The organism is Ruegeria sp. YTSA135, assembly GCF_059610165.1.
Genome location: NZ_JBXWNC010000006.1, coordinates 206,839 through 232,724, shown reverse-complemented (window position 1 = coordinate 232,724; position 25,886 = coordinate 206,839). Strand labels below are relative to the sequence as shown.

26 protein-coding genes are annotated in these 25,886 nt (G+C 58.1%); 20 read left to right on the top strand and 6 right to left on the bottom strand.

The genetic code is table 11. From position 1 onward, the window contains the following. The first annotated feature begins 154 nt into the window (after nucleotides 1-154). The 6 genes from AC2FIT_RS10575 to uvrC all read left to right on the top strand — a co-directional run bounded on the left by AC2FIT_RS10575 (nucleotide 155) and on the right by uvrC (nucleotide 6,849). On the top strand, nucleotides 155-1,084 hold the full coding sequence (locus AC2FIT_RS10575) for an ABC transporter ATP-binding protein (RefSeq protein WP_496829223.1): 930 nt from the start codon (nucleotides 155-157) through the stop codon (nucleotides 1,082-1,084). Next, nucleotides 1,081-1,842: an ABC transporter permease gene (locus tag AC2FIT_RS10570; protein WP_496829221.1), complete on the top strand. Its 762-nt coding sequence runs from the start codon at nucleotides 1,081-1,083 to the stop codon at nucleotides 1,840-1,842. Before AC2FIT_RS10575 ends, AC2FIT_RS10570 begins: the two co-directional genes overlap by 4 nt. 114 nt (nucleotides 1,843-1,956) lie before the next feature. Continuing rightward, nucleotides 1,957-2,754, top strand: coding sequence for a S49 family peptidase (locus AC2FIT_RS10565; RefSeq protein ID WP_496829219.1), 798 nt, complete (start codon nucleotides 1,957-1,959; stop codon nucleotides 2,752-2,754). Nucleotides 2,755-2,922: 168 nt separating this feature from the next. Continuing rightward, on the top strand, nucleotides 2,923-3,885 hold the full coding sequence (locus AC2FIT_RS10560) for a calcium/sodium antiporter (RefSeq protein ID WP_496829217.1): 963 nt from the start codon (nucleotides 2,923-2,925) through the stop codon (nucleotides 3,883-3,885). Between the two features lie 19 nt (nucleotides 3,886-3,904). Beyond that, on the top strand, nucleotides 3,905-4,684 hold the full coding sequence (locus AC2FIT_RS10555; protein ID WP_496829215.1) for an SDR family oxidoreductase: 780 nt from the start codon (nucleotides 3,905-3,907) through the stop codon (nucleotides 4,682-4,684). 290 nt (nucleotides 4,685-4,974) lie between these two features. Next, a complete protein-coding gene (gene uvrC, locus AC2FIT_RS10550) occupies nucleotides 4,975-6,849 on the top strand; it encodes an excinuclease ABC subunit UvrC (protein ID WP_496829213.1) in 1,875 nt (624 codons plus the stop codon). On the opposite strand, the gene AC2FIT_RS10545 is transcribed toward uvrC, so the two are convergent. Continuing rightward, nucleotides 6,846-7,730: a DMT family transporter gene (locus AC2FIT_RS10545; protein ID WP_496829211.1), complete on the bottom strand. Its 885-nt coding sequence runs from the start codon at nucleotides 7,728-7,730 to the stop codon at nucleotides 6,846-6,848. The two genes, uvrC and AC2FIT_RS10545, sit on opposite strands and share 4 nt — an antisense overlap. A 181-nt stretch (nucleotides 7,731-7,911) precedes the next feature. On the opposite strand from AC2FIT_RS10545, the gene pgsA reads away from it, so the two are divergent. The 3 genes from pgsA to AC2FIT_RS10530 are packed head-to-tail and all read left to right on the top strand — an operon-like array spanning nucleotide 7,912 to nucleotide 9,274. Continuing rightward, a complete protein-coding gene (gene pgsA, locus AC2FIT_RS10540; RefSeq protein ID WP_496829209.1) occupies nucleotides 7,912-8,580 on the top strand; it encodes a CDP-diacylglycerol--glycerol-3-phosphate 3-phosphatidyltransferase in 669 nt (222 codons plus the stop codon). A 3-nt stretch (nucleotides 8,581-8,583) separates the two neighbouring features. Continuing rightward, nucleotides 8,584-8,829 (top strand): molybdopterin converting factor subunit 1, encoded by a 246-nt coding sequence (gene moaD / locus AC2FIT_RS10535; protein WP_209224144.1) that lies wholly within the window; start codon nucleotides 8,584-8,586, stop codon nucleotides 8,827-8,829. 1 nt (nucleotide 8,830) lies between these two features. Next, nucleotides 8,831-9,274 carry a molybdenum cofactor biosynthesis protein MoaE gene (locus tag AC2FIT_RS10530; RefSeq protein WP_496829207.1) on the top strand — a complete coding sequence of 148 codons (444 nt, stop codon included), beginning with the start codon at nucleotides 8,831-8,833 and terminating at the stop codon, nucleotides 9,272-9,274. Nucleotides 9,275-9,277: 3 nt separating this feature from the next. On the opposite strand, the gene AC2FIT_RS10525 is transcribed toward AC2FIT_RS10530, so the two are convergent. The 3 genes from AC2FIT_RS10525 to ubiA form a co-directional block, all read right to left on the bottom strand. Beyond that, entirely contained in the window at nucleotides 9,278-9,598 is a 321-nt protein-coding gene (locus AC2FIT_RS10525) for a hypothetical protein (protein WP_068338348.1), read from the bottom strand. Further along, complete coding sequence (locus AC2FIT_RS10520) at nucleotides 9,585-11,519, bottom strand: OmpA family protein (protein WP_496829205.1); 1,935 nt, start codon at nucleotides 11,517-11,519, stop codon at nucleotides 9,585-9,587. The genes AC2FIT_RS10525 and AC2FIT_RS10520 overlap by 14 nt, the downstream gene beginning before the upstream one ends. A 64-nt stretch (nucleotides 11,520-11,583) precedes the next feature. Continuing rightward, nucleotides 11,584-12,546 (bottom strand): 4-hydroxybenzoate octaprenyltransferase, encoded by a 963-nt coding sequence (gene ubiA, locus AC2FIT_RS10515; protein ID WP_496829203.1) that lies wholly within the window; start codon nucleotides 12,544-12,546, stop codon nucleotides 11,584-11,586. Nucleotides 12,547-12,558: 12 nt separating this feature from the next. Between ubiA and AC2FIT_RS10510 the strand changes: the two genes are divergently transcribed. From AC2FIT_RS10510 to AC2FIT_RS10465, 10 genes are all read left to right on the top strand, one after another. Beyond that, entirely contained in the window at nucleotides 12,559-13,284 is a 726-nt protein-coding gene (locus AC2FIT_RS10510; protein WP_496829201.1) for a 16S rRNA (uracil(1498)-N(3))-methyltransferase, read from the top strand. After that, entirely contained in the window at nucleotides 13,284-14,129 is an 846-nt protein-coding gene (locus tag AC2FIT_RS10505; RefSeq protein ID WP_496829273.1) for a GNAT family N-acetyltransferase, read from the top strand. Before AC2FIT_RS10510 ends, AC2FIT_RS10505 begins: the two co-directional genes overlap by 1 nt. After that, nucleotides 14,126-14,653, top strand: a complete 528-nt coding sequence (locus AC2FIT_RS10500) for a hypothetical protein (protein ID WP_496829199.1) — start codon at nucleotides 14,126-14,128, stop codon at nucleotides 14,651-14,653. The genes AC2FIT_RS10505 and AC2FIT_RS10500 overlap by 4 nt, the downstream gene beginning before the upstream one ends. A gap of 65 nt (nucleotides 14,654-14,718) precedes the next feature. Further along, nucleotides 14,719-16,089 (top strand): glutamate--cysteine ligase, encoded by a 1,371-nt coding sequence (locus AC2FIT_RS10495; RefSeq protein ID WP_496829197.1) that lies wholly within the window; start codon nucleotides 14,719-14,721, stop codon nucleotides 16,087-16,089. Between the two features lie 83 nt (nucleotides 16,090-16,172). After that, entirely contained in the window at nucleotides 16,173-17,246 is a 1,074-nt protein-coding gene (gene pheS / locus AC2FIT_RS10490) for a phenylalanine--tRNA ligase subunit alpha (protein WP_496829195.1), read from the top strand. Beyond that, nucleotides 17,243-17,767: a hypothetical protein gene (locus AC2FIT_RS10485; RefSeq protein ID WP_496829193.1), complete on the top strand. Its 525-nt coding sequence runs from the start codon at nucleotides 17,243-17,245 to the stop codon at nucleotides 17,765-17,767. The genes pheS and AC2FIT_RS10485 overlap by 4 nt, the downstream gene beginning before the upstream one ends. A gap of 296 nt (nucleotides 17,768-18,063) precedes the next feature. Further along, entirely contained in the window at nucleotides 18,064-18,867 is an 804-nt protein-coding gene (locus AC2FIT_RS10480; protein WP_496829191.1) for a CE1 family esterase, read from the top strand. 81 nt (nucleotides 18,868-18,948) lie between these two features. Next, the gene (locus AC2FIT_RS10475) at nucleotides 18,949-19,722 is read left to right on the top strand and encodes a type 1 glutamine amidotransferase (RefSeq protein ID WP_496829189.1); all 774 of its coding nucleotides are present in this window, start codon (nucleotides 18,949-18,951) and stop codon (nucleotides 19,720-19,722) included. 71 nt (nucleotides 19,723-19,793) lie between these two features. After that, on the top strand, nucleotides 19,794-22,190 hold the full coding sequence (gene pheT, locus AC2FIT_RS10470) for a phenylalanine--tRNA ligase subunit beta (protein WP_496829187.1): 2,397 nt from the start codon (nucleotides 19,794-19,796) through the stop codon (nucleotides 22,188-22,190). Between the two features lie 65 nt (nucleotides 22,191-22,255). Beyond that, complete coding sequence (locus AC2FIT_RS10465) at nucleotides 22,256-22,705, top strand: YtoQ family protein (protein ID WP_496829186.1); 450 nt, start codon at nucleotides 22,256-22,258, stop codon at nucleotides 22,703-22,705. A gap of 61 nt (nucleotides 22,706-22,766) precedes the next feature. Here the strand turns inward: AC2FIT_RS10465 and AC2FIT_RS10460 are convergent, their stop codons facing one another. Continuing rightward, on the bottom strand, nucleotides 22,767-23,465 hold the full coding sequence (locus tag AC2FIT_RS10460; protein WP_496829184.1) for a glutathione S-transferase family protein: 699 nt from the start codon (nucleotides 23,463-23,465) through the stop codon (nucleotides 22,767-22,769). A gap of 258 nt (nucleotides 23,466-23,723) precedes the next feature. Here AC2FIT_RS10460 and AC2FIT_RS10455 point away from each other — a divergent pair, with 258 nt between their 5' ends. Continuing rightward, nucleotides 23,724-24,485: a mechanosensitive ion channel family protein gene (locus tag AC2FIT_RS10455; protein WP_264190658.1), complete on the top strand. Its 762-nt coding sequence runs from the start codon at nucleotides 23,724-23,726 to the stop codon at nucleotides 24,483-24,485. A gap of 191 nt (nucleotides 24,486-24,676) precedes the next feature. On the opposite strand, the gene ald is transcribed toward AC2FIT_RS10455, so the two are convergent. Next, on the bottom strand, nucleotides 24,677-25,795 hold the full coding sequence (gene ald / locus AC2FIT_RS10450) for an alanine dehydrogenase (protein ID WP_496829182.1): 1,119 nt from the start codon (nucleotides 25,793-25,795) through the stop codon (nucleotides 24,677-24,679). Nucleotides 25,796-25,886: the final 91 nt, after the last annotated feature.

Here is a 25,886-nt window from a genome sequence, read left to right as displayed (position 1 = left end):
GGCGCAGGGTTTCGGGATCGACCGCGAATTGCAAGACCCCAGTTGTACGCAACACAGGCTCCTCCAATTCAAAAAAGCGCAGGACGATGTGCGGAATTGACCTGTTCTGTGCGCGACGAGCGGGTTAGGGTCGCCGCCAGAATAAGGAACCTGCATGACGACCATTCTATCTATCAAGGACCTGCGCAAATCCTACGCCGACGGGTTTGCGGCGTTGAAAGGTGTCTCGTTGGATATCGAGCAGGGGGAAATTCTGGCGCTGCTGGGGCCCAACGGGGCGGGCAAGACAACGCTTATTTCGACGATTTGCGGCATCACCACGCCGACCTCGGGGGCAGTGACGGTAGGCGGCCACGATATTCAAACTGATTTTCGCGCCGCGCGTCGGATGATTGGATTGGTGCCTCAAGAAATTGCCCTTGAGCCGTTCGAGAAGGTCTGGAACACGGTGCGCCTGTCGCGCGGCCTGTTCGGGTTGAGCCGAAACGACGAGAGGATCGAAGACATCCTGCGCAAACTGTCCCTTTGGGAAAAGCGCAAGAACGCGATCAAAGAGCTGTCCGGAGGTATGAAACGCCGGGTGATGATTGCCAAAGCGCTGGCGCATGAACCGCGGGTGCTGTTTCTGGACGAACCAACCGCAGGTGTGGATGTCGAACTGCGCAAGGATATGTGGGAGATTGTGGCCGAACTGAAACGGTCCGGTGTCACCATCATCCTAACTACACATTACATAGAAGAGGCCGAAGCGATTGCTGATCGCGTTGGCGTCATCGACAAGGGTGAATTGCTGCTGGTGCAGGACAAAGACACTTTGATGGCGCAGATGGGCAAAAAACACCTTGAGGTGATGTTGACCGAGCCGATCCAGTCTATTCCGGAAAGTCTGGCGGCCCATAACCTTGAGCTCAACGGCAGTGGCGATGCGCTTGTCTACACATATGACACCAACGCAGACCGTACAGGGATCACCGCCTTGTTGAACGACGTGGCGCAGGCTGGTCTGGTTTTGCGTGATGTGCAAACCCGGCAGTCGAGCCTAGAAGAGATTTTTGTCAATCTGGTGTCGGGAGAACCCGCATGAACTGGTCTGCCATTTCTGCCATCTACCGGTTTGAAATGGCCCGGTTCTTTCGCACCCTGGCGCAGAGCTTTCTGTCTCCGGTCCTTTCGACATCGCTGTACTTCGTGGTGTTTGGCACTGCTATCGGCAGCCGCATCCAAGAGGTCGAAGGGGTTTCTTATGGCGCTTTCATCGTGCCGGGGCTGATCATGTTGTCAGTCGTGCTGCTTGCCATATCGAACGCGTCCTTTGGTATCTACTTCCCCAAATTTCTTGGCACAATTTACGAACTGCTTTCAGCTCCTGTTAACTTTATCGAGATCGTGATTGGCTATGTGGGCGCGGCGGCAACAAAAGCGTTGTTTGTTGGTGTGGTTATTCTTGTGACAGCCTCGTTCTTTGTGGATTTGCGTATCCAGCACCCGATTGCGATGGCCGCTTTCCTGATCCTCACCTGCCTAAGCTTTTCGCTGCTGGGCTTTATCATCGGCATCTGGGCCAGCAATTTCGAGCAGATGTCTCTGGTTCCGCAACTTGTTGTGACGCCGCTGATTTTTCTTGGCGGCACGTTTTATTCGATCTCGATGCTGCCGCCGGTTTGGCAGACAGTCACCCTGTTCAACCCTGTGGTTTATCTGATTTCGGGGTTTCGATGGTCTTTTTATGGAATGGCGGATGTGCCAATCGGGCTTAGCCTTCTGGCAATTCTTCTCTTTACCGGCCTGTGCCTTGGCATCATTGGCTGGATATTCAAAACCGGCTGGCGCATCCGCAGCTAAGCGGCAGACAGGAGTTGTATTTTTGTCCTCTGACCTAACGAAATCTGTTCGGGTTGCGCATTCCGCAACGGCGGTCCCTTGTTTACCGGTTGGGCGCACTCTACATCGGCACCCATGAAACTCAGCCTGCCCTTCATAAAGAAACACCCTGTCGTGGCCGTTGTGCGCCTTTCTGGCGCTATCGGGATGGCCGGGCGTGGGTCAATGTCCGATACCACGCTGGCCCCTGTGCTTGAGAAAGCCTTTCGCAAGGGTAAGCCAGCCGCCGTCGCGCTTGAGATTAACTCGCCCGGTGGGTCGCCCGTGCAAAGCTCTTTGATCGGGTCGCGTATCCGGCGATTGTCGGATGAGCTTGACGTTCCCGTCATCGCGTTTGTCGAGGATGTGGCGGCATCGGGGGGCTATTGGCTGGCCGCCGCTGCGGATGAGATTTATGCTGATGACAGCTCGGTTCTGGGTTCGATCGGGGTGATTTCATCGGGCTTCGGCGCGCATATCCTGTTGAAACGGCAAGGAATTGAACGGCGCGTGCATACCGCTGGGCAGTCGAAATCCATGCTCGACCCATTCTCGCCAGAAAAGAAAGAGGATGTCGCGCGCCTCGAAGGGTTGCTGGCCGATATCCATGAAAACTTCATCGCCCATGTCAAAAATCGGCGCGGGGCCAAGCTGGATCACAGCCAGGACCTGTTTACAGGTGAGATCTGGCTGGCGCGGCGAGCGCAGGAGTTGGGCCTGATCGATGGTATCGCCCATCTGAAACCCAAAATGCAGGAACGCTTTGGCGACAAGGTTAAATTCCGCCGGTATGGGCTACGCAAGCCGTTATGGACCCGGTTTGGTGCGTCGCTGGCGCAGGATGCCATCGCAGGGCTGGAAGAGCGCGCCGCCTACGCGCGGTTTGGTCTGTAACGTGATCGTCAAGGTTGTCACCCTTTTCCTGATCGCCATGGGCGTCCTGGCGATGTTCGGAAAGCTGCGTTTTCCAGGGCAGAAACGGCTGCAATCTGCCAGATGTCCGCGCTGCGGACGGTTCAGGATCGGTAAAGGCCCTTGCGCCTGCGAAAAAGGAGGCCGTACATGACGGCATGGCTGTTATCCGGCCTTGGTTTGTTGATCCTACTGCTGGCGGGGGATGCCTTGGTTCGCGGCGCCGTGAACCTGAGCCTGCGTTTGGGGGTGCCCGCGCTGATCGTTAGTTTGACGATTGTGGCGTTTGGTACTTCGGCACCTGAGTTGCTGATTGCCATCAGCGCGATTAAAGAAAACGCGCCCGGAATTGCGCTGGGAAATGTTGTCGGGTCGAATACCGCCAATATCCTGTTGGTTCTGGGTGTACCGGCGTTGCTGGCAACATTGCACACCAGCGAATGTGACAGCCGAAAGAACTACGTGTTCATGCTGCTGGCTTCGGCCATGTTCATCGGGCTGGCCTTTTTTGGTGTGTTCACCTTGCTGAGCGGGGTGATATTACTGGCGGCCCTTGGTCTTATCCTGTGGATTGCTTTCCGTGAGGCGAATAACCACCGTAAATCCTGTGGTCAGACCTTTCCCAATTCCGACGACCTTGAAGGCCTGGAAGAAGCTGACCCCAGCATGCCGTATTGGAAAGTGTCGATCTACTTGGTTCTTGGCCTCATCGGCCTGCCGATGGGTGCGCATCTTCTTGTTGAAAACGCGACCCTGATTGCCCGGACCTACGGTGTCAGTGAAACAGTAATTGGCCTCACATTGGTCGCGGTCGGAACCTCTTTGCCAGAACTGGCGACGACGGTGATGGCAGCGCTACGACGTCAGGCGGATGTGGCATTGGGCAATGTCATCGGGTCAAATATGTTCAACCTGCTGGCCATCGTCGGGATTGCAACATTTGTAGGCCCCATTCCGGTGGATGCGGAATTTCTTCGCTTTGATCTGTGGGTCATGCTCGGGGCATCCTTGCTGTTGATCCCGTTTGTCTTTTTCAAAAAGGATATCACGCGCATCTGGGGCATCGTGTTGACACTTTTGTACGCGGCCTATGTGATCTCCCTGCTGGTTTGATTTGACGGAGAAAGCATTCATGACCCGAGCTTTAGTGACCGGTGCGGGAAAACGTCTGGGCAGGGGCATGGCGCTGTACCTGGCGCGGCGCGGCTATGACGTCGCCGTGCATTTTGCCACCTCGGAACAAGCCGCACAGGAAACTGTCGCCGAAATTCAATCCTTGGGTCGTAGCGCCGTCGCCTTGCAGGCCGATCTGCTGGATGAGGCACAGATCAGCACCCTGCTGTCCCACGCGGCCGAGGCGTTGGGCGGCCCGATTACCTGCCTGATCAATAACGCATCTATCTTTGAGTATGACAACATCCACACCGCCACGCGTGAAAGCTGGGATCGGCATCTGGAAAGCAATTTGCGTGCGCCTTTCGTGCTAACACAGTCCATGGCTGAACAGGGCTTGAAGCCCGACACCGATGAGGCGGGTGAACCCGTAGCCACCGGGCTGATCGTCAACATGGTTGATATGCGGGTGCGCAAACTGACGCCCGAGTTCATGTCCTACACCATTGCGAAAATGGGTCTGTGGGCCTTGACGCGCACGACCGCTCAGGCCTTGACACCTGCGATCCGGGTCAATGCCATTGGGCCGGGTCCGACCATGCAGGGCCACCGTCAGACCGAGGACCACTTTAAGACTCAGCGCGCCAACACCGTCCTCGAACGTGGCGCGAACCTGTCTGATATCACGGCTGCGCTGGGCTATTTTCTCGATGCGCACGCGGTCACCGGACAGCTTCTTTGTGTGGATGGTGGACAGCATTTGGGTTGGCAAACACCGGATGTTTTGGGTGTTGAATAGGTAATTCCGCCGCAAGTTTTGCACCGCTCGCGTTTCCGTTATCGGATTGTTACAAAAATGTCTTTTTTTTCATGTACTTGCCCTGTGTATGAAAAAGTTTCTTTTAAAAACAGAATCTTATGTATCCGCCTATTTTTTAGGCAATTCCAGCAATCCTTAATGAAACAAGGGAATTTCGCAGCGCTCGGAAACTTATCTTCATACTTATCCACAGAAACCGTGGATTTGTTTTCTCTTGAACTGCACCGCCTAAGATTGCAGCCATAGTCAGAGAATCATATTTCAGGGTCATGAAGATTCAGAGCGACTCGAAACCCGAAATGCAGCCCTCCGGCTATGCCTGCATCCAGCGTTATGTAAAAACGCTGGACAGCTCGCCCGGCGTTTACCGGATGCTGGATGCCGACAGCCGAGTTTTGTATGTGGGCAAGGCACGGAACCTGAAGGCGCGCGTATCGAACTATGCGCGCCCCGGCCATTCCGGACGGATCGAGCGGATGATTGCATCGACTGCCTCGATGATGTTCCTGACAACCCGGACCGAGACCGAAGCGCTGCTGCTGGAGCAAAACCTGATCAAGCAGCTCAAGCCGAAATACAATGTGCTCCTGCGCGACGATAAGAGCTTTCCGAATATCCTGGTCGCCAAAGATCACGCATACCCACAGATCAAGAAACATCGCGGGGCAAAGAAAGAGAAGGGTGCATATTTTGGCCCCTTCGCCAGTGCGGGCGCGGTAAACCGAACTCTCAACCAACTGCAAAAGGCGTTTTTGCTGCGCAACTGTTCAGACTCCATGTTCGACAGCCGGACCCGACCTTGCCTGCTGTATCAGATCAAACGGTGTTCCGGGCCTTGTGTCGGTTTGATCTCGGAAGAGGATTATCGTGAAAGCGTCAAGGATGCAGAACGCTTCTTGTCGGGTCGCTCGACCAAGGTGCAAGAGGATTTGGCCGAACAGATGATGGCGGCTTCTGAGGCAATGGAATTTGAACGCGCCGCTGGTCTGCGGGATCGAATCCGGGCGCTGACGCAGGTGCAGACCTCGCAGGGGATCAACCCGCGCGGTGTGGCCGAAGCGGACGTGATTGGCCTTTACATGGACAGTGGACAGGCCTGCGTTCAGGTGTTCTTTATTCGCGCGAACCAGAACTGGGGTAACAAGGATTTTTATCCCCGGGTTGGCGCCGATGTGTCAGCCGCCGAAGTGATGGAGGCGTTTATCGGGCAGTTCTACGACAACAAGGAACCGCCGCGTCAATTGATCCTGTCAGACGCGATCGAGAACGCCGATCTCATGCAAGAGGCGCTGTCCGAGAAGGCCGGTCGCAAGGTTGAAATTCTTGTGCCGCAGCGTGGTGAGAAACAGGAACTCGTTGCCGGTGCCCTGCGCAATGCGCGCGAGTCTCTGGCCCGGCGGATGTCAGAAAGTGCCACGCAGGCCAAGTTGCTGCGCGGTGTGGCCGAGGCGTTCGATCTGGACGCGCCACCAACGCGGATTGAGGTTTATGACAACTCGCATATTCAGGGCACAAATGCGGTCGGCGGAATGATTGTTGCGGGGCCAGAGGGGTTCATGAAAAACGCCTATCGCAAGTTCAACATCCGTGGGGATGATCTGACCCCCGGCGATGACTTCGGGATGATGAAAGAGGTTCTGACCCGCCGCTTTACCCGCCTGCAAAAAGAGGACCCCGATCGCGATAAAGGGATGTGGCCCGATCTTCTGCTGATCGACGGCGGGGCCGGGCAGGTGAGTGCTGTGCACGAGATCATGCAGACGCATGGGGTCGAAGACATACCGATGGTCGGCGTCGCCAAGGGTATTGATCGGGACCACGGCAAGGAAGAGTTCCATCGCATCGGCCAACGCCCCTTTGCCCTGAAACGCAATGATCCGGTTTTGTACTTCATCCAGCGCCTGCGGGATGAGGCGCACAGATTTGCCATTGGCACCCATCGCGCAAAACGCGCCAAGGCTGTGGGTGCAACTCCGCTGGATGACATTCCCGGCGTAGGCGCGGCCCGGAAACGCGCTTTGCTGGCGCATTTCGGCAGCGCCAAGGCCGTCAGCCGGGCCAATCTGGCCGATCTGAAGGCAGTAGACGGCATCTCAGCCGGGTTGGCGCAGAAAGTTTACGACTTCTTTCACGAAAAAGGTTAGACCTGCCGTCCGCGCCAAAGGATGTAAAGCCCCGAGGCGACGATTAGTGCGGTGCCTATCCACATGGTCCCGTCCAGACGCTCGCCAAAGGCGACCACGCCCAATGCGACGCCAAACAGCAGGCGCGAATAGCGGAACGGGGCGACGGATGAAACCTCTCCGGTCCGCATCGCCTTCATCAGCAGTGCGTAGGCAAAGGTGCCGATTGCGATTGCTCCGCCGACATACAGGCCAGTTTGCAGGTCAAGTGCCGCAATTGGCGTGCCCTCCCAAAGTCTGAAGACCAGCCCTGCAACCACGATGCAAAGAAAGCCGTAAAAGCCCAGCACCTCGGTCCCCAGTGTTGCCGGGGCGGCACGGCTGGCCAGGTCACGCCCGGCAAAGCCCAGCATGCCAAGCACTGCAAGGATTGAGAGCGCCGAGAACCCCTCACCAGTTGGCTGGATAATCACCACGACGCCGATCAGGCCGGTCAGAATCGCGCTCCAGCGTCGCCAGCCAACCGTTTCACCAAAGAACAGCGCGGCACCCGCAACCACGAACAACGGGGTCGCTTGCAGGATCACGGTGGCGACAGACAGCGGGGTCAGCGCAATGGCAAGTACAAAGAACAGCCGCCCAAGTATTTCGAACAAAACCCGCACCTTCATCGGGCGCGACAACACATCGATGTGGAATAGCTGCGCTCCGCGCAGCAGCGCGGCTGCCGCAAAAACCGCCGACCCACCCGCGCCAAACAGCACCAGTATTTGCCAGATCGGCAGTGTGGCAGAAGCCCCTTTGATCAGTGCATCCTCAAGCGCAAACAGCGCCATCGCTGAAATCATCCAGACGCTGCCGATCAGATTGGATCGGGGATCGGTTTTTATGTGGGATATCATGTTTTCGCCGCTTTGGAATCGGGCGCCAACCTGACCGCAATGCAACCGCGTGCCAAGGGGTATCTGGCGGAAAAACTGGCTTGCGACCGTTTGACCAGCAGCGTCGCAACTGCCTGTGATTGGGTCAGTTTTTTCCGGTGCTGTCTTTTATGTCTGCACTCGGCACTGTAATGTCCGAACCATGAAGTGGAACCTGCCCAATATCCTGACCGTGCTACGCTTGCTTGCAGCGCCCGGTTTGGCCGTAATGTTTTTGTATTTCACGCGTCCTTATGCAGATTGGTTTGCTTTGGTCCTGTTTCTGTCGGCGGCTATCACCGACTGGTTCGACGGCTATCTTGCGCGGGCCTGGCAACAGGAAACCAAGATCGGTGCCATGATGGATCCGATTGCCGACAAGGCGATGGTGGTGATCGCATTGATGATCCTTGTCGGCTATTCAACCGAAAGCTGGACACCATGGCTGGTCTTGCCCGCGACCGTGATCCTGTTTCGCGAGGTTTTTGTGTCGGGCCTGCGCGAATATCTGGGTGATGTGGCGGGTACACTCAAAGTCACGAAACTGGCCAAGTGGAAAACAACGGCGCAAATGGTGGCGATCGCCGTACTGTTTTCACAAGGGATCTTTGAACATTACTTCGTGATGGGTTCTTTCGGTATGACCCCAGAGTTGATAGACGGAGTTTTGTCTGGGCAGGTCGACGACGTGAACCACCTGCGTTGGCATCTGGAAGGGATGTTCTGGTCGGGCCGCATCGGGCTGTGGCTGCTGTGGATCGCTGCGGCGCTGACATTGATCACCGGCTATGACTACCTACGTAAAGCTTTGCCCCATCTGAAGGAGAGCTGACTGATGGACGTGCTGTATTTCGCCTGGGTGCGCGAACGGATCGGCCTGCCGAAAGAGCGGATCGAGACCGAGGCTGCGACGGTATCCGATCTGGTCGCCGAACTCAGCGCGCGCGAGGACCGATATGCGGCAGCCTTCGCGGATCTGTCTGCATTGCGGGTCGCGCTGGATCAGGAATTGTCGGATTTTGACGCCTCATTGGCCGGCGTGCGCGAGGTTGCATTTTTCCCACCGATGACCGGCGGTTGAAATGCGCATCGTCGTACAGGAACAGGAATTCGATCTGGGTGCCGAGGCCAACGCTTTTGCCGCAGGCGACAACGGCAACGGGGCAATTGTAACCTTTACCGGTGTTGTGCGTGATCTGGCATCCGGCAATCTGGACGTGATGGAGATCGAATATTATCCTGGGATGACCGAACGGGCGCTGACCAAAATCGCAGAAGATGCGCAGGTCCGCTGGACTTTGGGTGATGTGCTGGTGATCCACCGTTACGGGCGGCTTGCCCCCGGGGACCGGATAATGATGGTCGCCACGGCCGCGCCGCATCGTAAGGATGCGTTCGAGGCGGCGGAATTCCTGATGGACTACCTGAAATCCCGCGCGCCGTTCTGGAAAAAAGAAATCACCTCGGGTGGCGCTGACTGGGTTGCTGCCAAGGACGAAGATGAAGACGCGCTAGCCCGCTGGTAGTGATCAGTCGGCGTTGTTTATCCGACCTCGCAGCTCTTCGGCCTCTTGCCGTGCCGCGCGCAGACCGTCCATGGCCGCGGCCAGTTCAGCCTCGGCCTGCGTAAGCTGATTGGTCAGTTCCGCCTCACGCTGTTGCAGATATGTTATCGCCTGATCGCGGGTTTCCTCGGCCTCGTGCAGTTCCTGGCTCATGCGGTCCAGATCGGCCACGTCGCTCTGACGTACACGAGACAGGCGATGCGCCAGCCAGTTGGCAAACCAGCCCATACAAAAAGCCGCGAACAGGATGATGGCGGTGGCGATAATGAATTCAGTTCTGTTCACTTTGCTGGTCCCCTGCATCCGCGTCTGCGGCGGTGTTTTCCGTCTGCTCTGCCTCGATTGACTCCGCCTCAATCGCGTCCAGCCCTGTTTCCGGGTTTTCAACCGGTTCAGGCCGGACCAAACGGAACTCGATACGGCGGTTCTGTTCGCGACCCTCTTCGGTGTCGTTTTCGGCAATGGGCTGAGTCTCCCCATAGCCCACGGCGGTATAGCTGGCCGTTGGTATCCGACGTCCGCGCAGTTCGTTCAGAATTGACTGCGCGCGCGCCTGGCTAAGCTGCTGGTTCATTTCTTCGCGACCCTGACTGTCGGTATGACCCTGAATCTCAAGCCGAATCGGACCACATTCGCGCAAGATATCGGCAATCTGGTTTACGGTATCGCGCGAGTCCGCGGCGACGGTGGCCGAACCGGGTTCAAAAGCAATCTTGGTTTCTGCCTGAACTGCGACGATGCGTTCTTCACAAACTTCAGGATCGGGCAGTGTGTCTTCGGGTACGGCGGGCGGTTCCTGATAGGTAATGGACAACGAGAACGCTTGTGCGTCGCCCAGTTTTTCGGACAAAAACCCAGCGATCTGCGCCTTTGTGTCCGGGCTGTGACTGACACCATTCAGAACAAGATCATCAGGCGTGACCGTCAGCGCACCGTTGTGCAGATGAGCAAGCGCTTCAAGCCCGGTCAGAACGCGAACGGGCCACGTCATTGGCAGATCCTCTGGCGCGATGCGGGTCGCGGTGTAGACGTGTTCGGACCCAAACGCAGCGCGGGCATAGCTGTCCACCATGTCACGCTGAGATGCATCGCTCAGCCGGCCACGCATCTGAACCAGGCCTTCGGGGCTGCGTGTTGCTGTGAACTCTGGCGGGCCGGCCTCTTCTTCGGTCTCGGGCGGTGGCAAGATCGCGTGCAAGGCAAAGACCGGAGGCAAGGCGTTCTCAAGCTCACCCACCACCCGGTCAAAGGTTCCGGCATCGGTGCCTTCTGCGGCGACCAGCGTTATGTCTGCGTCCGACATCGTTACCGACCCTCGGCCAAGTTCGGCCAAAGCGCGAATGCTGAGTGCGGCGGCCTCGGGCCAACGCGGTGAGGGTTCGCCCAGCCCGATGGTGCAGGTGTAGATGGAATTCAGACCGGCCTCTTGCGCTGCGGCAATAATGGCATCGCGCGCCTTTGTGTCCTGGGCGGAACAGGCGTCGAATTGACCACCGTTTTCGTCGATAAGAAAGCGCAGGGTAAAGGGTGTGATAACAGGACGCGGTGCCGAGATTGAAAGACCGATCCGAAGGCTGGGCGGGGCTGCACGCATCAGGCCTTGTTCCAGTTGTTCCTTTTCCTGTTGGCTGTCGGCAATAGCCGTGATCTTGACCAGACCGGGGCTGGCCGAAATTTTTGCCCGGGGCAGGCGGGCCAGTGCCTCAACGGCAAATCCTATTGCGTCGTCCCAGCCCGTGGGCTTGGGATAGTTCGCGGTTTCCATCAGGTCCGAAACCGGGCTGCCATTGCCCAGGTCGCTCAGTCGTTTCACCAGCGCATCTCGGTCCTCGCTGGCCGGAATAAGGCCGATGACGGAAATGCCGCTGTCGTTGCGTAGAATCTCGGCCGAGAATCCGGGTGCAGCCAGCTCGGTTGTTGGCGCGACCTCCATCTCGTCGATCACGCGCGAGGTGTCGACCTCGGTGCCTGCGGCCGTAAGCGCGCTAAAGCGTACTGCCTCTGTGCTGGCCGTGCCCGTTAGAACAACGCGCAAACCGTCTGAATATACCTCAGCCCAATCATGCCCCTGAAGGTCCAGCGCGCGGCGAACAGCAAATTCCGACGTTTCCTCGACCTTGGTCACTGCAAAGCTGGCGGCCAACAGACACAGGCCCGCAGACAAAAGAAAGATGATAGCAGCGGCAAGGGCATAGGGTAGGCGCATGTTCGGTTTATCGACTCCTCAAGCGATTGTGCGAACTCTTACAGAGGCCCGCGCCAAGGTGCAATCAGAGCACAAGCGCGACGCAGATGAAGATCAGCGGAATAAGGCCGGTATCGCGATTGGCGCGGAACAGTTGCAGCAGTTTCGCGTTGTCCTCAATGTCCAGTCCGCGAAGTTGCCATGCCATATGCCAACCCATCGCCCACGGACCGGCCAGCGCCACGACAAGGGCCAAAACGGAAACCTGCGCCAGCGCCCCGTCAATAATGGCCAATGCCATGAGGAAAACAGTCGCCACAAGAAAGTACTTGAGCCAGCGCGCGGTATCGGTGCCAAACAGCCGGGCGGTGGACTTGATACCAATCAGCTCGTCATCCTCGGCGTCCTGATGGGCGTAGATTGTGTCATAGAACAGCGTCCACGCGATTCCAGCCAGGTACAGCGTGATCGCCGGAACACCGACCGAACCCGTATGTGCCGCCCACGCCAGCAGAATACCCCAGTTGAAGGCCAGCCCCAGAAACACCTGCGGCCACCATGTGAACCGTTTCGCAAACGGATAGATCGTCACCGGTAGCAGTGACAACACCCCCATAGCAATGGCCGCTTGATTGAAGGTCAGCAGAATCCCCAGCGCCAGCAGGCATTGCAGGCCCATCCAGATCACTGCTTGCCTTACGCTGACCTGACCTGACGGGATCGGGCGCGATCTTGTGCGTTCGACCTGCCCGTCAAAATCGCGGTCGGTGATGTCGTTCCATGTACATCCGGCACCGCGCATTAAGAAGGCCCCGATCGCGCAGCCGATCGCGATCCACAGGTCCTCCCCCCGGGGATTGCCATCACTCAGAATCGCCAGCGCCAGACCCCACCAGCAGGGGATCAGCAAAAGCCACGTGCCGATGGGCCGGTCTGCGCGGCTCAGGCGCAGGTAGGGGCGGGTGAAAGCCGGTGCGTGTGTGTCCACCCAGTTGCCGGATACCGCATCAGCGACCTGACCGTCTGGTGTTGGGGCGTTGCCTTGCATATGTAGCGTCTCATGAGTGCAAAGATCAGACTGTATGTAGAGCACCCTCTGGGTCAGGGGCAATCCGTTGATTTGACGCGTGAGCAGGCCCATTACCTGTTTGGCGTCATGCGTCTGTCTGTCGGCGGTCATGTGGCCCTGTTCAACGGGCAGGACGGAGAATGGCTGGCCGAGGTGGCCGAGGCAGGCAAGCGGGGCGGTGTTCTGGCCTGTTTGGAACAGACCAAACCGCTTCAAATGCCGCCCGATCTGTGGTTTCTGTTCGCGCCGATCAAAAAGGCGCGTACAGATTTCATTGTGGAAAAAGCGGCGGAAATGGGCGCGGCGCGGATCATGCCGGTACAGACGGAGTTCACCAATTCGGAACGTATCCGTCAGGATCGCTTGCAGGCTCATGCAGTTGAGGCCGCAGAACAATGCGGCGGAACGTTTGTGCCCGAGGTCACTGATCTGCAGCGGCTCAACCATGTTTTGGACACATGGCCTGACGGTCGTCAACTGATGTTCTGCGACGAGGCCGAGGTTGGTTCGGCGCTTCGTTTGGCCGCAAATGAAAAGAAACAACCCTGGGCCATCCTGATTGGACCCGAGGGCGGATTCTCTGAACGTGAACGCGCGCGGCTGACCGGTTTGCCCTTTGCGCATGTGGTCAGTCTTGGGCCGCGCATCCTGCGGGCAGACACGGCTGCAGTGGCGGCGCTGACGCTTTGGCAACAGGCTTTGGGGGATTGGTCGTGATGTGGCGCCTTGCCCAGAAGCAGGATGTGCCAAGGATCGAGGCGTTCCTTTCGCAGCATATTCAAACCTCGATGTTTCCCTTGGCCAATCTAAGGGATTACGGTCTTTCCGCGTCACATCCACGCGGTATCAAGGCCTGGGTTCTGGGGAACGAGCCAAACGCCGTGTTTTGCATCACGAATGAAGGCATGGTGATGCCGCAATGCCCCGACTGTTCCGATGATCAACTCGCCGCCGCAATTCAGTTGATCCGCGGTCAACCACTGTTCGGAGTCGCTGCTGAGGCATCACAAGCGCGCAGGATCATGCGGCTTGCGGGCTGGGAAAATCGCCCTGCGACATTGAACAGCGATGAGCCCGGGTTTTCACTGGATCTGGACAAGCTGGTTTTACCTGATGCCAATGGCGCGATACTTTTGCCATTGGGTAATTTCAATCTGACGATCTTTGACGCGTGGCGCGAAAGTTACCTGATAGAGGTCTCGGGGTTCCCTCCAGAAAGGGCGAAGACGCAGGCAAGGCAGGATATTGCGGTTTATGCGGAACGTGACTCGCACCGTGCCTTGGTGATTGACGGGCAACCGGTAGCCATGACCGGCTTCAACGCCCGCCTGCCTGAAACCGTCCAGATCGGAGGCGTTTATACACCGCCTGACCTGCGCGGCAACGGTTACGCTAAACTGGCTGTCGCGTTGCATCTGCTTGAAGCACGCACCGCCGGTGCGACGCGCGCGGTTCTGTTTGCGGCTTCCGATTCTGCCGCTCGTGCCTATATCGCAATCGGATTTCAACCTGCGGGTCAATTCTCGCTGCTTCTGTTCACAAACTCAAAGGATACGGCATGAGTTTCATCCGACCCGAAGCCAAACTGACCCTGTGGCGCTGGCGCGAGGTGCTGGTGGCCGGGTTTGTCCTGCTGGTTGGCCTAAGCTGGATCGGTGGCCCCGGTGGGTTGCTTGCCTGGCTTGGCTGGGTGCTGGTATTTGTAGCCGTGGCGCTTGCCGTCATCGGTATTCAGCGCGCCCGCTTCCGCAGGGGGGCTGGTGGCCCCGGCGTAGTGGCGATCGACGAAGGTCAGATCACCTATCTGGGTCCGTTGGAGGGTGGCATGGTTGCGACGCGGGAAATTGAGCGCTTGGCACTGGACCCAACCTCGTCTCCGGCCCATTGGGTGCTGGAACAACCAGGTCAGCCCGCGCTTCACATTCCCGTGAATGCCGAAGGGGCCGAGGCGTTGTTCGATGTCTTCTCGGCCCTGCCGGGGTTGAAAACCGAACAAATGTTGACCGAATTGAACAGTGGTGGGGCACATCCGGTGGTGATCTGGGAACGCACGCCATCCCGTCCGACTCATCTCCGCCTGCATTGACACTCGCGCGGTTTGCCCCCACGACTGACCAACTAAACAGACACAGCAGGATCGGAGCGCGATTCATGTCCATCCCCCAGTCCGGCGGCGGGCCGATCGAACGCCATGAGCAATTGGCAGAATATCTGGAATCGGGCTGCAAGCCCAAACAAGATTGGCGCATCGGGACCGAGCATGAAAAGTTCGGTTATTGCAAAGATACTCTGAAACCATTGCCATTCGAAGGTAAGCGGTCGATCGTTGCGGTGCTGGAAGGCTTGCGGGATCGTCACGGTTGGAGCGAGGTGCGCGAAGGCGACAAGCTGATCGGTCTGGAAAAAGACGGGGCCAATGTCAGCCTTGAACCCGGCGGCGCGCTAGAGCTGTCAGGTGCTCCGTTGGAAACGATCCACGAGACCTGCGACGAGGTGAACACCCATCTGCGCGAGGTCAAGGATATCGCAGATGAAATCGGCGTGGGTTTCATCGGTCTGGGCGCGGCTCCGATCTGGACCCATGACGAGATGCCGCTGATGCCTAAAGGCCGCTATCGGCTGATGAATGACTATATGGCGAAGGTTGGAACCATGGGCCGCGCCATGATGCGCCGGACTTGCACGGTGCAGGTTAATATCGATTTCGGGTCCGAGGCCGACATGGTGCAAAAACTGCGCGTCGCGCTGGCCTTGCAGCCGGTGGCTACAGCGCTGTTTGCCAACTCGCCGTTTTTCGAGGGTAAGGTGAACGGCCAGAAAAGCTGGCGCAGCTATATCTGGCGGCATCTGGATGATGCGCGCACTGGCATGCTACCTTTCGTGTTCGAAGATGGGTTCGGGTTCGAGCGTTACGTGCAATACGCGCTGGATGTACCGATGTATTTTGTCTACCGCGATGGGCAGTATATTGATGCGCTGGGCATGTCCTTCCGTGACTTCCTGCAAGGCAAACTGCCGGCGCTGCCGGGTGAAACGCCAACTCTGTCTGATTGGGCCGACCATCTGACCACCGCTTTCCCCGAAGCGCGGATCAAAAAGTTCATGGAGATGCGCGGCGCCGACGGCGGTCCGTGGCGGCGTCTTTGCGCGCTGCCCGCCTTTTGGGTTGGTCTGACCTATGATCAGGGCGCGCTGGATGCGGCTTGGGATTTGGTCAAAGGCTGGGATGCGGAAACGCGCGAGGCACTGCGCGTTGCTGCCGCCAAGGACGGGTTGCAGGCGCAGGTCGGCAGCATCAACATGCATGACCTGTCGCGCGAGGTTCTTGCGATTTCCGAGGCGGGCTTGAAATCCCGTGCCTTCCCCGGTGCAGGTAGTCTGGTGCCGGACGAGACTCATTTCCTCAGCGCGCTCAAAGACAGTATCGAAACCGGTAAGGTTCCGGCGGATGAGTTGCTGGATCACTACAACGGCGACTGGAACGGTGACCTGACCCGAATTTATCCCGAATACAGCTATTGATCCGCACCGTCCCGCTTGCATTCGCGGGGCGGGGCCGATAGCAGGTTCTGGACCAAATTCAGGGGCCGGTTTCGGAAAGCGTCATGGACGATCTAAAGGCAAAATATCTGGGGCAGATCGCCGAGGCTGGCGATGAAAGCACGCTTGAGGCGATCCGCGTCGCCGCCGTTGGCAAAAAGGGTGAGGTCGCGCTGAAGATGCGCGAACTGGGCAAGATGACGCCCGAGGAACGCCAAGTCGCAGGCCCGGCGCTGAACGCCCTGAAGGATGAGATCAACTCGGCGCTTTCCGCCAAGAAAGCAGCACTTGCCGATGCCGCACTGGACGAACGCCTGCGTACCGAATGGCTGGACGTCACGCTGCCGACCCGTGCCCGTCGTCAGGGCTCTATCCACCCGGTCAGTCAGGCGACCGAGGAACTGACCGCGATTTTTGCCGAACTGGGATTCTCGGTGGCCGAGGGGCCACGGATCGAAACCGACTGGCACAACTTTGATGCCCTGAACATCCCCGGCCACCACCCCGCGCGGGCCGAGATGGATACGTTCTACATGCACCGGGCCGAGGGCGACAACCGCCCGCCGCATGTTCTGCGGACGCACACATCGCCCGTGCAGATCCGCTCGATGGAGAAACAGGGCGCGCCGATCCGCGTGATCTGTCCGGGCGGCGTGTACCGCGCCGATTATGACCAGACCCACACGCCGATGTTCCATCAGGTCGAAGGGCTGGCCATCGACAAGGACATTTCGATGGCGAACCTGAAATGGGTTCTGGAAGAGTTCGTGAAAGCGTTCTTCGAGGTTGATGATGTCGAACTGCGCTTCCGCGCCTCGCACTTTCCCTTCACCGAACCTTCGGCCGAGGTCGATATCCGCTGTTCCTGGGATAACGGCCAGCTAAAGATCGGCGAGGGCGACGACTGGCTGGAGATTCTGGGCTCCGGCATGGTCCACCCCAAGGTGATCGCCGCAGGTGGCATCGACCCCGAGGTCTATCAGGGCTTTGCCTTCGGTATCGGTATCGACCGTCTGGCGATGCTGAAATACGGTATTCCTGACTTGCGGGCGTTCTTTGATTCCGATCTGCGCTGGCTGAGGCACTACGGGTTTGCAGCGCTGGATATGCCGAACCTGCATGGTGGTTTGTCGCGGTGAGCCTTGGGCAGTTTTTTCTCGGCTTAGTAACCATTTTGGTAGCAACGGTCGTGTACCGTTGGCAAAAACTTGTTGAACGAGAGGCCGTGCTCCAGGATAAGCAAAGAGAGTTGTTTGCCAGATACCTGACGCTAACGAACGCGCACTTCTTGTCACAGCCGTACAAAGACGTGGAATATTCCAAGGAAGAACTTGATGAGTTTTTTGGAATCTCCAAAACAGAGATAGAAATCTACTCGACTAGAGACGAACTGGTTCTGATTTCGTCAGACCGCATCTATGACGCGGTTAGTAGCCATGACGAAAAGTTCCGAGCTTGGAAAATTTCTTTTCCTAGAGAGACAGCGACTGATATCGAAATCGCGCAACGAACAAGACTTGCAGATGCGGAATATCGAAAATCTAGGCACGAACTAATCGACATTATGCGGTTAGAACTGGCAGATCACCAAAGCTTTCGTTTTCCTAAACGCTTCGGCAAATGGATGACCAAAAGTTTGCCAATTGGGCGGTCACGTTGAAAGCTGCAGCGGCTTAAGCATTTGACTTCTATTTGTCGATTTTTTTTTGGGGCTGCGAAGACGTGGCAAAACGCGGAGCAAGGGCCAATAGGCCGTGCTGTCGCCAGACCACTCGGACGGGCTGGTGATTTATCTCCGCCCGCGCGCCGCTCGAACAGCACAAGGAGTTGGCGGGCATAAAGTGCGCAACATCAGCCGAGGGCCGCCATCCTGCGGTCTGGCGACAGCGCGGCTTGTTACAAACTTGCACAGGGTTGTGACGTGACAGTCCTCGTCAGGCGGCTAGGCTCCGGGCTATGATTTACCGTCTGCTTTTCCTGCTGCTGACCGCAACCCCTGCACTCGCCATGGGTCCGTGGAAATCCGATTGCCATGGCGACACCGCCTGCGATCTCGGCGACCGCTCGTATCATGTGCTGGAGCCCGAGGGGTGGGATGGCAAAACGCCTTTGCCGGTGCTGATGCATTTCCACGGCTGGGCGCGGCAGGGAACCGTGGTTGTAAACCACGAACGGATTGCAGGGGCCACGAAATTGCGCGGCGTGCTGTTGGTGGCCCCGAACGGGCTGCGCAAAACATGGGATTTCTGGACCTCGGACACCGGCGATGTGGGGTTTGCCGACGAGGTTCTGGACGATGTTGCAAAACGCTATCCGATTGACCCCACGCGCATCTATGTTTCGGGCTATTCCTACGGCGGCGCGATGGCGTGGCGGTACGCCTGCCAGTCTGGCAATGACACGGCGGCGCTGCTGGCTGTTGCGGGATCGATCCGTCAGACCGAGCACTGCCCCGAGGCCCCGCGTGAGGTGCGCCATGTCCATGGCCTGAAAGACACGGTGATGGATTTCCCCTTTGGCGCAGATGGCGACACGACCTATCCGGTGGCGCTGTGGCGCGCGAAATACGACTGCCACGATGCCACCCCGCGCGGAGATTGGAGCGTGGTGCCGATCCTGACGCTGACCCGCGTGGAATGGACCGATTGCGTGCAAGGGCAGGTCACGCTCGACACCCATCCGGGCGGGCATTTCATCCCGCATGGCTGGATCGGGCGGCAACTGGATGAGCTTTTGGGCCGTACCCCGACATACCCTTGATCCGAATTCCGACACGGATGTGTCGTGAACAGGTATGCCTGCGATCTTTGTCCGGACTACCCGGTGGAAAACGGGGTATCCATGGCGACAATTCTCATCATCGAAGGCAACACACCTGACATGGTCGCGGCTGGCCATGCCGGCGCGAATGGTTTCATCGGAACGCTTGCCGCTTTGTCGCCCGAGACGCGCATCCGCATCGCCAACCCCTATGCGAATCCGGTTGGTAACGACGACCTGCGGGATGTGGACGGTGTAATCTTTACCGGATCGGGTGTCAGCTGGCCCGTTGACGCGGCAGAGGGTGCGCCACAACGCGCGGCCATGGAGATCGTACTTGCCTCGGGCCTTCCCATTTGGGGCTCTTGCAACGGGCTGCAATTGGCAATGCATGTACTTGGCGGGAAAGTCGGGGCCTCGCCCGTTGGGATGGAAGTTGGAATGGCGCTGGACATGTCTTTGACCAAGGAGGGTGCCATGCACCCGATGATGGCGGGTCGGACGCAAGGATTTGGTGCCCCGTGCATTCATCGCGATGAGGTTCAGCTGCTGCCGGATGGAGCAGTTCTATTGGCAGGGAATGACCACTCTCCGGTGCAGTCGGTGGCATATGAGCGCGCGGGTGTCAGGTTCTGGGGTACTCAGTACCATCCGGAACTCAGCTCACGCGACATCGGCATCTACGTGCGCGATCGCGGTATTTTTTCAGATCATATCGGTCTGGCAGAGGATCTGGAGGCCGCAGACTCGAGCGAAGCGGCGGCGGCGCGGCTGGGAACACATCCCGATGCCATAGTGTTGCCCGCGCGCAGCCGCGAACTGGCGAACTGGCTGCAATTCGTCACTGGCGGTTAAGCGGCCCTTCCACCCGCGGGGAATATCCGTTACACGCGATCCGACCCGAAAATTCTGGCGGATAGCGACTGATGAAATTCACCCTTTCCTGGCTGAAAGACCACCTCGACACTGATGCCTCGGTTGATGAGATCGCCGAGGCGCTGACTGATCTCGGGCTTGAGGTCGAAGAGATCGTGAACCCGGCGGATCGTCTGGCGGGCTTTACGCTGGGCCATGTGAAACATGCCGAGAAACACCCCGACGCCGACAAGCTACGCGTCTGCAAGGTGGACACGGACGAAGGGGAATTGCAGATCATCTGTGGCGCACCCAATGCACGCGAAGGCATCACCGTCGTCGTCTGCAAGCCGGGCATGTATATCCCCGGCCTCGATCTAACCATTGGCGTTGGCAAGATCCGCGGCGTCGAAAGCTTTGGTATGATGGCGTCTGAGCGCGAGCTTGAGCTATCGGACGAGCATGACGGCATTATCGAGCTGCCCTCGGGTGAGGTCGGTGACAAGTTCATCGATTGGCTGGCCGAGAATGAGCCCTCGAAAGTTGATCCGGTGATTGAGATTGCAATCACCCCCAACCGCCCAGATGCGCTGGGCGTGCAAGGGATTGCCCGTGATCTGGCCGCGCGCGGCATTGGTACGTTGAAGCAGCGCGACTATGCACCGGTGCCGGGTGATTTCGAAAGCCCGATCAAGGTCTCAATCGACGACGACACACTGGATGGTTGCCCGCATTTCACCGGGCGTTTGATCAAGGGCGTAAGGAATGGCCCCAGCCCGCAATGGTTGCAGGACCAGTTGAGGGCAATTGGTCTGCGTCCGATCTCGGCCTTGGTGGATATCACCAACTACATGACCTTTGACCACAACCGGCCTCTGCACGTGTTCGATGCCGACAAGGTGCAGGGCAATCTGCGCGTCCACCGTGCCAAGGGTGGCGAGAAACTTGTGGCGCTGGATGAAAAGGAATACACTCTGCAGCCCGGTATGATGGTCATTTCCGACGACAACGGTCCGGAGTCGATCGCGGGCATCATGGGCGGGCAAGAAACCGGCTGCACCGAAGAAACGGTGAATGTGTTTTTGGAAAGCGCGTTCTGGGATCACGTGCAGATTGCCCTGACGGGCCGCGCGCTTAAGATCAATTCTGACGCCCGCTATCGCTTTGAACGCGGGGTAGATCCGGAATACACGCTGGAAGGGCTCGAACAGGCCACTCAGATGATCCTTGATATCTGCGGTGGTGAGGTTTCCAAGGTGGTTGAGGCCGGTAAGGCTCCAAATCATTCACGCGCTTTCAAACTGAACGCGGAGCGGGTGCAGTCGCTGGTCGGCATGGACATTCCCGAAAGCGAGCAGCGTCAGACCCTGACCCGACTGGGTTTCCGTCTGGAAGGTGAAATGGCGCACGTGCCCAGTTGGCGCCCTGATGTAAACGGCGAGGCCGATCTGGTGGAAGAGGTCGCGCGGATCGCCTCGTTGACCAAACTACAAGGCAAGCCGTTGCAGCGTGTGACCGATGGCATCCCCAAGCCGGTGATGACGCCGACGCAGCGCCGCCAGTCCATGGCGCGGCGCACCTGCGCGGCGTTGGGCTACAATGAATGTGTGTCGTACACCTTCATTGATCAGGCGTCTGCCGCGTTGTTCGGCGGGGGCGATGAAGCGACGCAGCTGGAAAACCCGATCTCGTCGGAAATGAGCCATATGCGCCCCGATCTTTTGCCCGGCCTGCTGCAGGCGGCTGCCCGCAATCAGGCGCGCGGCTATGCCGACGTTGCGCTGTTCGAAGTCGGCCCCGTTTTCCACGACGGTGAGCCCGGCGACCAGAAAACCCAGATCACCGGTCTGTTGGTCGGTCGCAGCGGCCCGAAGGACGTCCACGGTGCTGCGCGACCGGTCGACGTGTTCGATGCCAAGGCAGATGCCGAGGCTGTTCTGGCCGCGATCGGTGCGCCAGCCAAGGTTCAGATTCTGCGGGACGGCGATGCCTGGTGGCATCCGGGTCGTCACGGCAAGATTTGCCTGGGTCCAAAAAAGGTGCTGGGCGTTTTTGGTGAACTGCACCCGCGCATATTGCAGGCTATGGATATCAAAGGCCCGGCGATGGCGTTTACAATCTGGCCGGACGAGGTGCCGTTGCCCCGCAAGTCCGGTGCCACCCGCGCCGCGTTGGAACTGCGGGATCTGCAAGCGGTCGAGCGTGACTTTGCCTTTGTCGTTGATGAAAGTGTAGAGGCGCTGACACTGGTGAACGCCGCCGCCGGTGCTGACAAGGCACTGATCGAGGATGTCCGTGTTTTCGACGAGTTCATCGGCGGTAGCTTGGGTGAGGGCAAGAAATCCCTCGCCATCACCGTGCGCCTGCAGCCGACGGATGCGACGCTGAAGGAAAAAGACATCGAAGCGGTGGGTGAGAAGATTATCGCCAAGGTCGTCAAGGCAACCGGCGGCGTTCTACGCAGCTGACTTTTTCAACTGGTTTCCCTTCTCTGGCTCATAGGTAGGGTGGGGAACAAAAGCGGAGTATAGTCATGGGTCTGAACGTTTACCTATCTGGCGAGATTCACACCGATTGGCGCGAACAGATCATCGATGGCGCACAGGGGCTGGACATCACCTTCAACAGCCCTGTCACCGATCATGCCGCCAGCGATGATTGCGGTGTAGCCATTCTGGGGGCCGAGCCAAACAAGTACTGGCACGACCACAAGGGCGCGATGGTCAACGCAATCCGTACCCGCAAAGGCATCGCAGATGCTGATGTGGTCGTTGTCCGGTTTGGTGAGAAATACAAACAGTGGAACGCGGCCTTTGACGCAGGCTATGCCGCGGCGCTGGGTAAATCCCTGATCGTGCTGCATGGCCCCGATCACCAGCATGCGTTGAAAGAGGTTGATGCAGCAGCTCTGGCCGTGGCCGAGGAGCCGGGCCAAGTGGTTGAGGTGCTGCGTTACGTCCTGACCGGCAAGCTGCCCGGCTAAAATCAAAAGGGCTTGCGAACCGACGCGGCCGCAAGCCCTTTTTCAGCGCACGAACTGTTGATCAGTCCCGCGCAGGTGTTTTCAACCCCTTCTGTACGGCCGGCCGCTGCAAAAACCGGTCAAGATAGGCCACCACATTGGCGTAGCTGTCCCAGCCCACGACCTCTTTGGTGCCGTAATACTCTAACCCGCGCAGCCAGGGTGCAATCGCGATGTCAGCAATTGAATAGTCGCCGGCGATCCAGTCCTGCCCGTCGAGTTGTTGGTTCAAAACGTTTAACAGCCGTTTGGCTTCGTTGACGTAGCGTTCTCGAGGGCGGGGATCTTCGATTTCTCTGCCGGCGAATTTGTGGAAATAGCCCAACTGTCCAAACATCGGCCCAACGCCGCCCATCTGGAACATCAGCCATTGGGTGATGCGGTGCTTGTCACCCGTATTCCGTCCAATGAACTTGCCCGTTTTTTCTGCCAAATACAAAAGGATCGCGCCGCTTTCGAACAAACCCAATGGTTCACCATCCGGGCCGTTGGGGTCGATGATCGCGGGAATCTTGTTGTTTGGGTTTAGCGACAGGAACTCGGTACTTTTGACATCCGAGTCAGACAGGGTGACCTTGTGCGCCTCATACTGTAGGCCGGTTTCTTCCAGCATGATCGAAACTTTGACACCGTTCGGTGTTGGGAACGAATAAAGCTGAATGCGGTCTGGAAACTGTGCAGGCCAGCGGTTCATGATCGGATGTGATGTGTTGTCCAGCATTGCGGCGCTCCTGTTTGGCGATCATCGGTACGTAGGTGGTCGCGGGCCAAGTTGTAAGGCCTGAATGCCAGCAGGTCCGGTGATCGCATGGTTTTGTCGGACAGCGGGGAAAACAGGGTCAAGAGGACCCTAGACCAAAGGGATAATTTACCTCACAATTCGGTGACTCCCGCGTGAATGGCGCGGGTTTCTTGTTGCTGAAAGGAGATGCGCGTGGATGAGGTCGTAACACAGGTGGGTGCCTTTGCCCCGCTGATCATGAATGCGGTAAAGGCTCTGATCGTTCTGATCCTGGGTTGGATCGCGGCTGGTGCGATCGGAGGCATGGTGCGTCGCCGGATCAACGCGACCCCGCAGATCGACCCAACGCTGGGCAATTTCATGGCCAGCTTGGTCAAATGGGCCATCCTTGCGATGGTTCTGGTCGCTGTTCTGGGAATATTTGGTATCCAAGCGACTAGTATCGTCGCCATTCTGGGTGCCGCATCGCTGGCAATCGGACTGGCATTGCAGGGCACGTTGAGCGATCTGGCAGCCGGTGTGATGCTGGTGGTGTTCCGTCCCTACAAACTGGGTCAATACGTGGATATCGGCGGCACGGCCGGAACGGTCAAAGACTTGAACCTGTTCACCACTGAACTGGTGACACCGGATAATGTGCAGATCATCGTGCCTAACGGGCAAAGCTGGGGCTCGGTCATCACCAACTACTCCGCACACGATACACGGCGTGTCGATCTGGTGTTTGGTATTGATTACGGCGACAGCGCGGATGAGGCGATGAAGATCATTCTGGACATTGCCAAAGCGGATCAGCGTATTCACGATGATCCCGAACCTTGGGTACGTGTTACCAACCTTGGGGACAGCTCGGTCGACTTGACCGCTCGCCTGTGGTGCGCCGCGGCGGATTACTGGGACGTGAAGTTTGAAGTTACAAAAGCGGTGAAAGAGGCGTTCGATGCAAAGGGCGTGTCAATCCCGTACCCTCATTCAGTGGAAATCCACAAAGAGGCGTAAAGGCTCCCGCCCGTAGAGCGGGCATTGAAATGCCCTCCTCCGGTTGGGCCCGGCGCAGCGCTGGCCGCGTGGCGCGGTGTCGTGTGTGGAACGGTTGTATCAAGGGCCAACCGCGCCGCACTGCAGGTGCGGCGCCTTGCCCAACGCTGTAAACGCCCTTGTCAAAGGGCGCTTTCAGAGGCGGGAGGGCTTCAGGATTTGATAACCACGTTGGGTGAGACGACGTCGATGCCCAATGCCTTACCAACGGCGTAATAAGTCAGCTGCCCGGCATGCACGTTCAGACCGGCCAGCAAATGCGCGTCATCCTGACACGCCTGTTTCCACCCTTTGTCAGCCAGCGCCAGCATGAACGGCATCGTCGCGTTCCCCAGTGCGATGGTCGAGGTGCGCGCAACCGCGCCCGGCATGTTGGCCACGCAGTAGTGCATGATGCCGTCTACGTTATAGATCGGGTCGGCATGCGTAGTGGCTTTCGACGTCTCAAAACATCCGCCCTGGTCGATGGCAACATCCACCAGAACCGCGCCGGGTTTCATTGTCGACAATTGCGCGCGGCTGATCAGTTTGGGGGCGGCCGCGCCTGGGATCAAAACCGCACCGATGACCATGTCGGCATCCTCGATCAATTCGGACGTCGCACCAGCGGTCGAATACCGGTTTTTGAACTGACGCCCGAACACATCGTCAAGATAGCGCAGGCGTGGCAGTGAACGGTCAAGCACGGTAACATCCGCACCCATGCCAGCGGCAACTCGCGCCGCATGGGTGCCAACCACGCCACCCCCGATCACCACAACTTTTGCCGGGCCGACACCGGGCACTCCACCCATCAGAACGCCACGACCGCCATTGGCTTTTTGCAGAGTCCACGATCCGACCTGAGGAGCCAGCCGACCTGCGACCTCGGACATTGGTGCAAGCAGGGGCAGACCGCCGCTTGCATCCGTCACAGTTTCATAGGCGATGGCCGTGCAGCCCGATTCCAGCAGATCATGCGTCTGATCCGGGTCTGGCGCCAGATGCAGATAGGTGAACAAAAGCTGACCTTCGCGGAGCATCTTGCGCTCAACGGCTTGTGGTTCCTTGACCTTTACGATCATGTCCGCGGTGGCAAACACTTCTTCAGCCGTGCCGACAATTCGCGCACCGGCGGCGACATAGGCGTCATTGTCAAATCCGGCACCGATCCCGGCATTTGTCTCGATCAGAACCTGGTGGCCGCGCGCAACGGCCTCTTGCGCGGCGTTCGGAGTCATTCCAACGCGGAATTCCTGGGGTTTGATTTCCTTGGGGCAACCGATTTTCATTGCGCTCCTCCCTTCACAATTTGAGCGGATATTGGGTAATTTCGGGTGCAATTTCTGTGAAACTTTGCCCGCTTGCAGGCTTTTTTTCAGG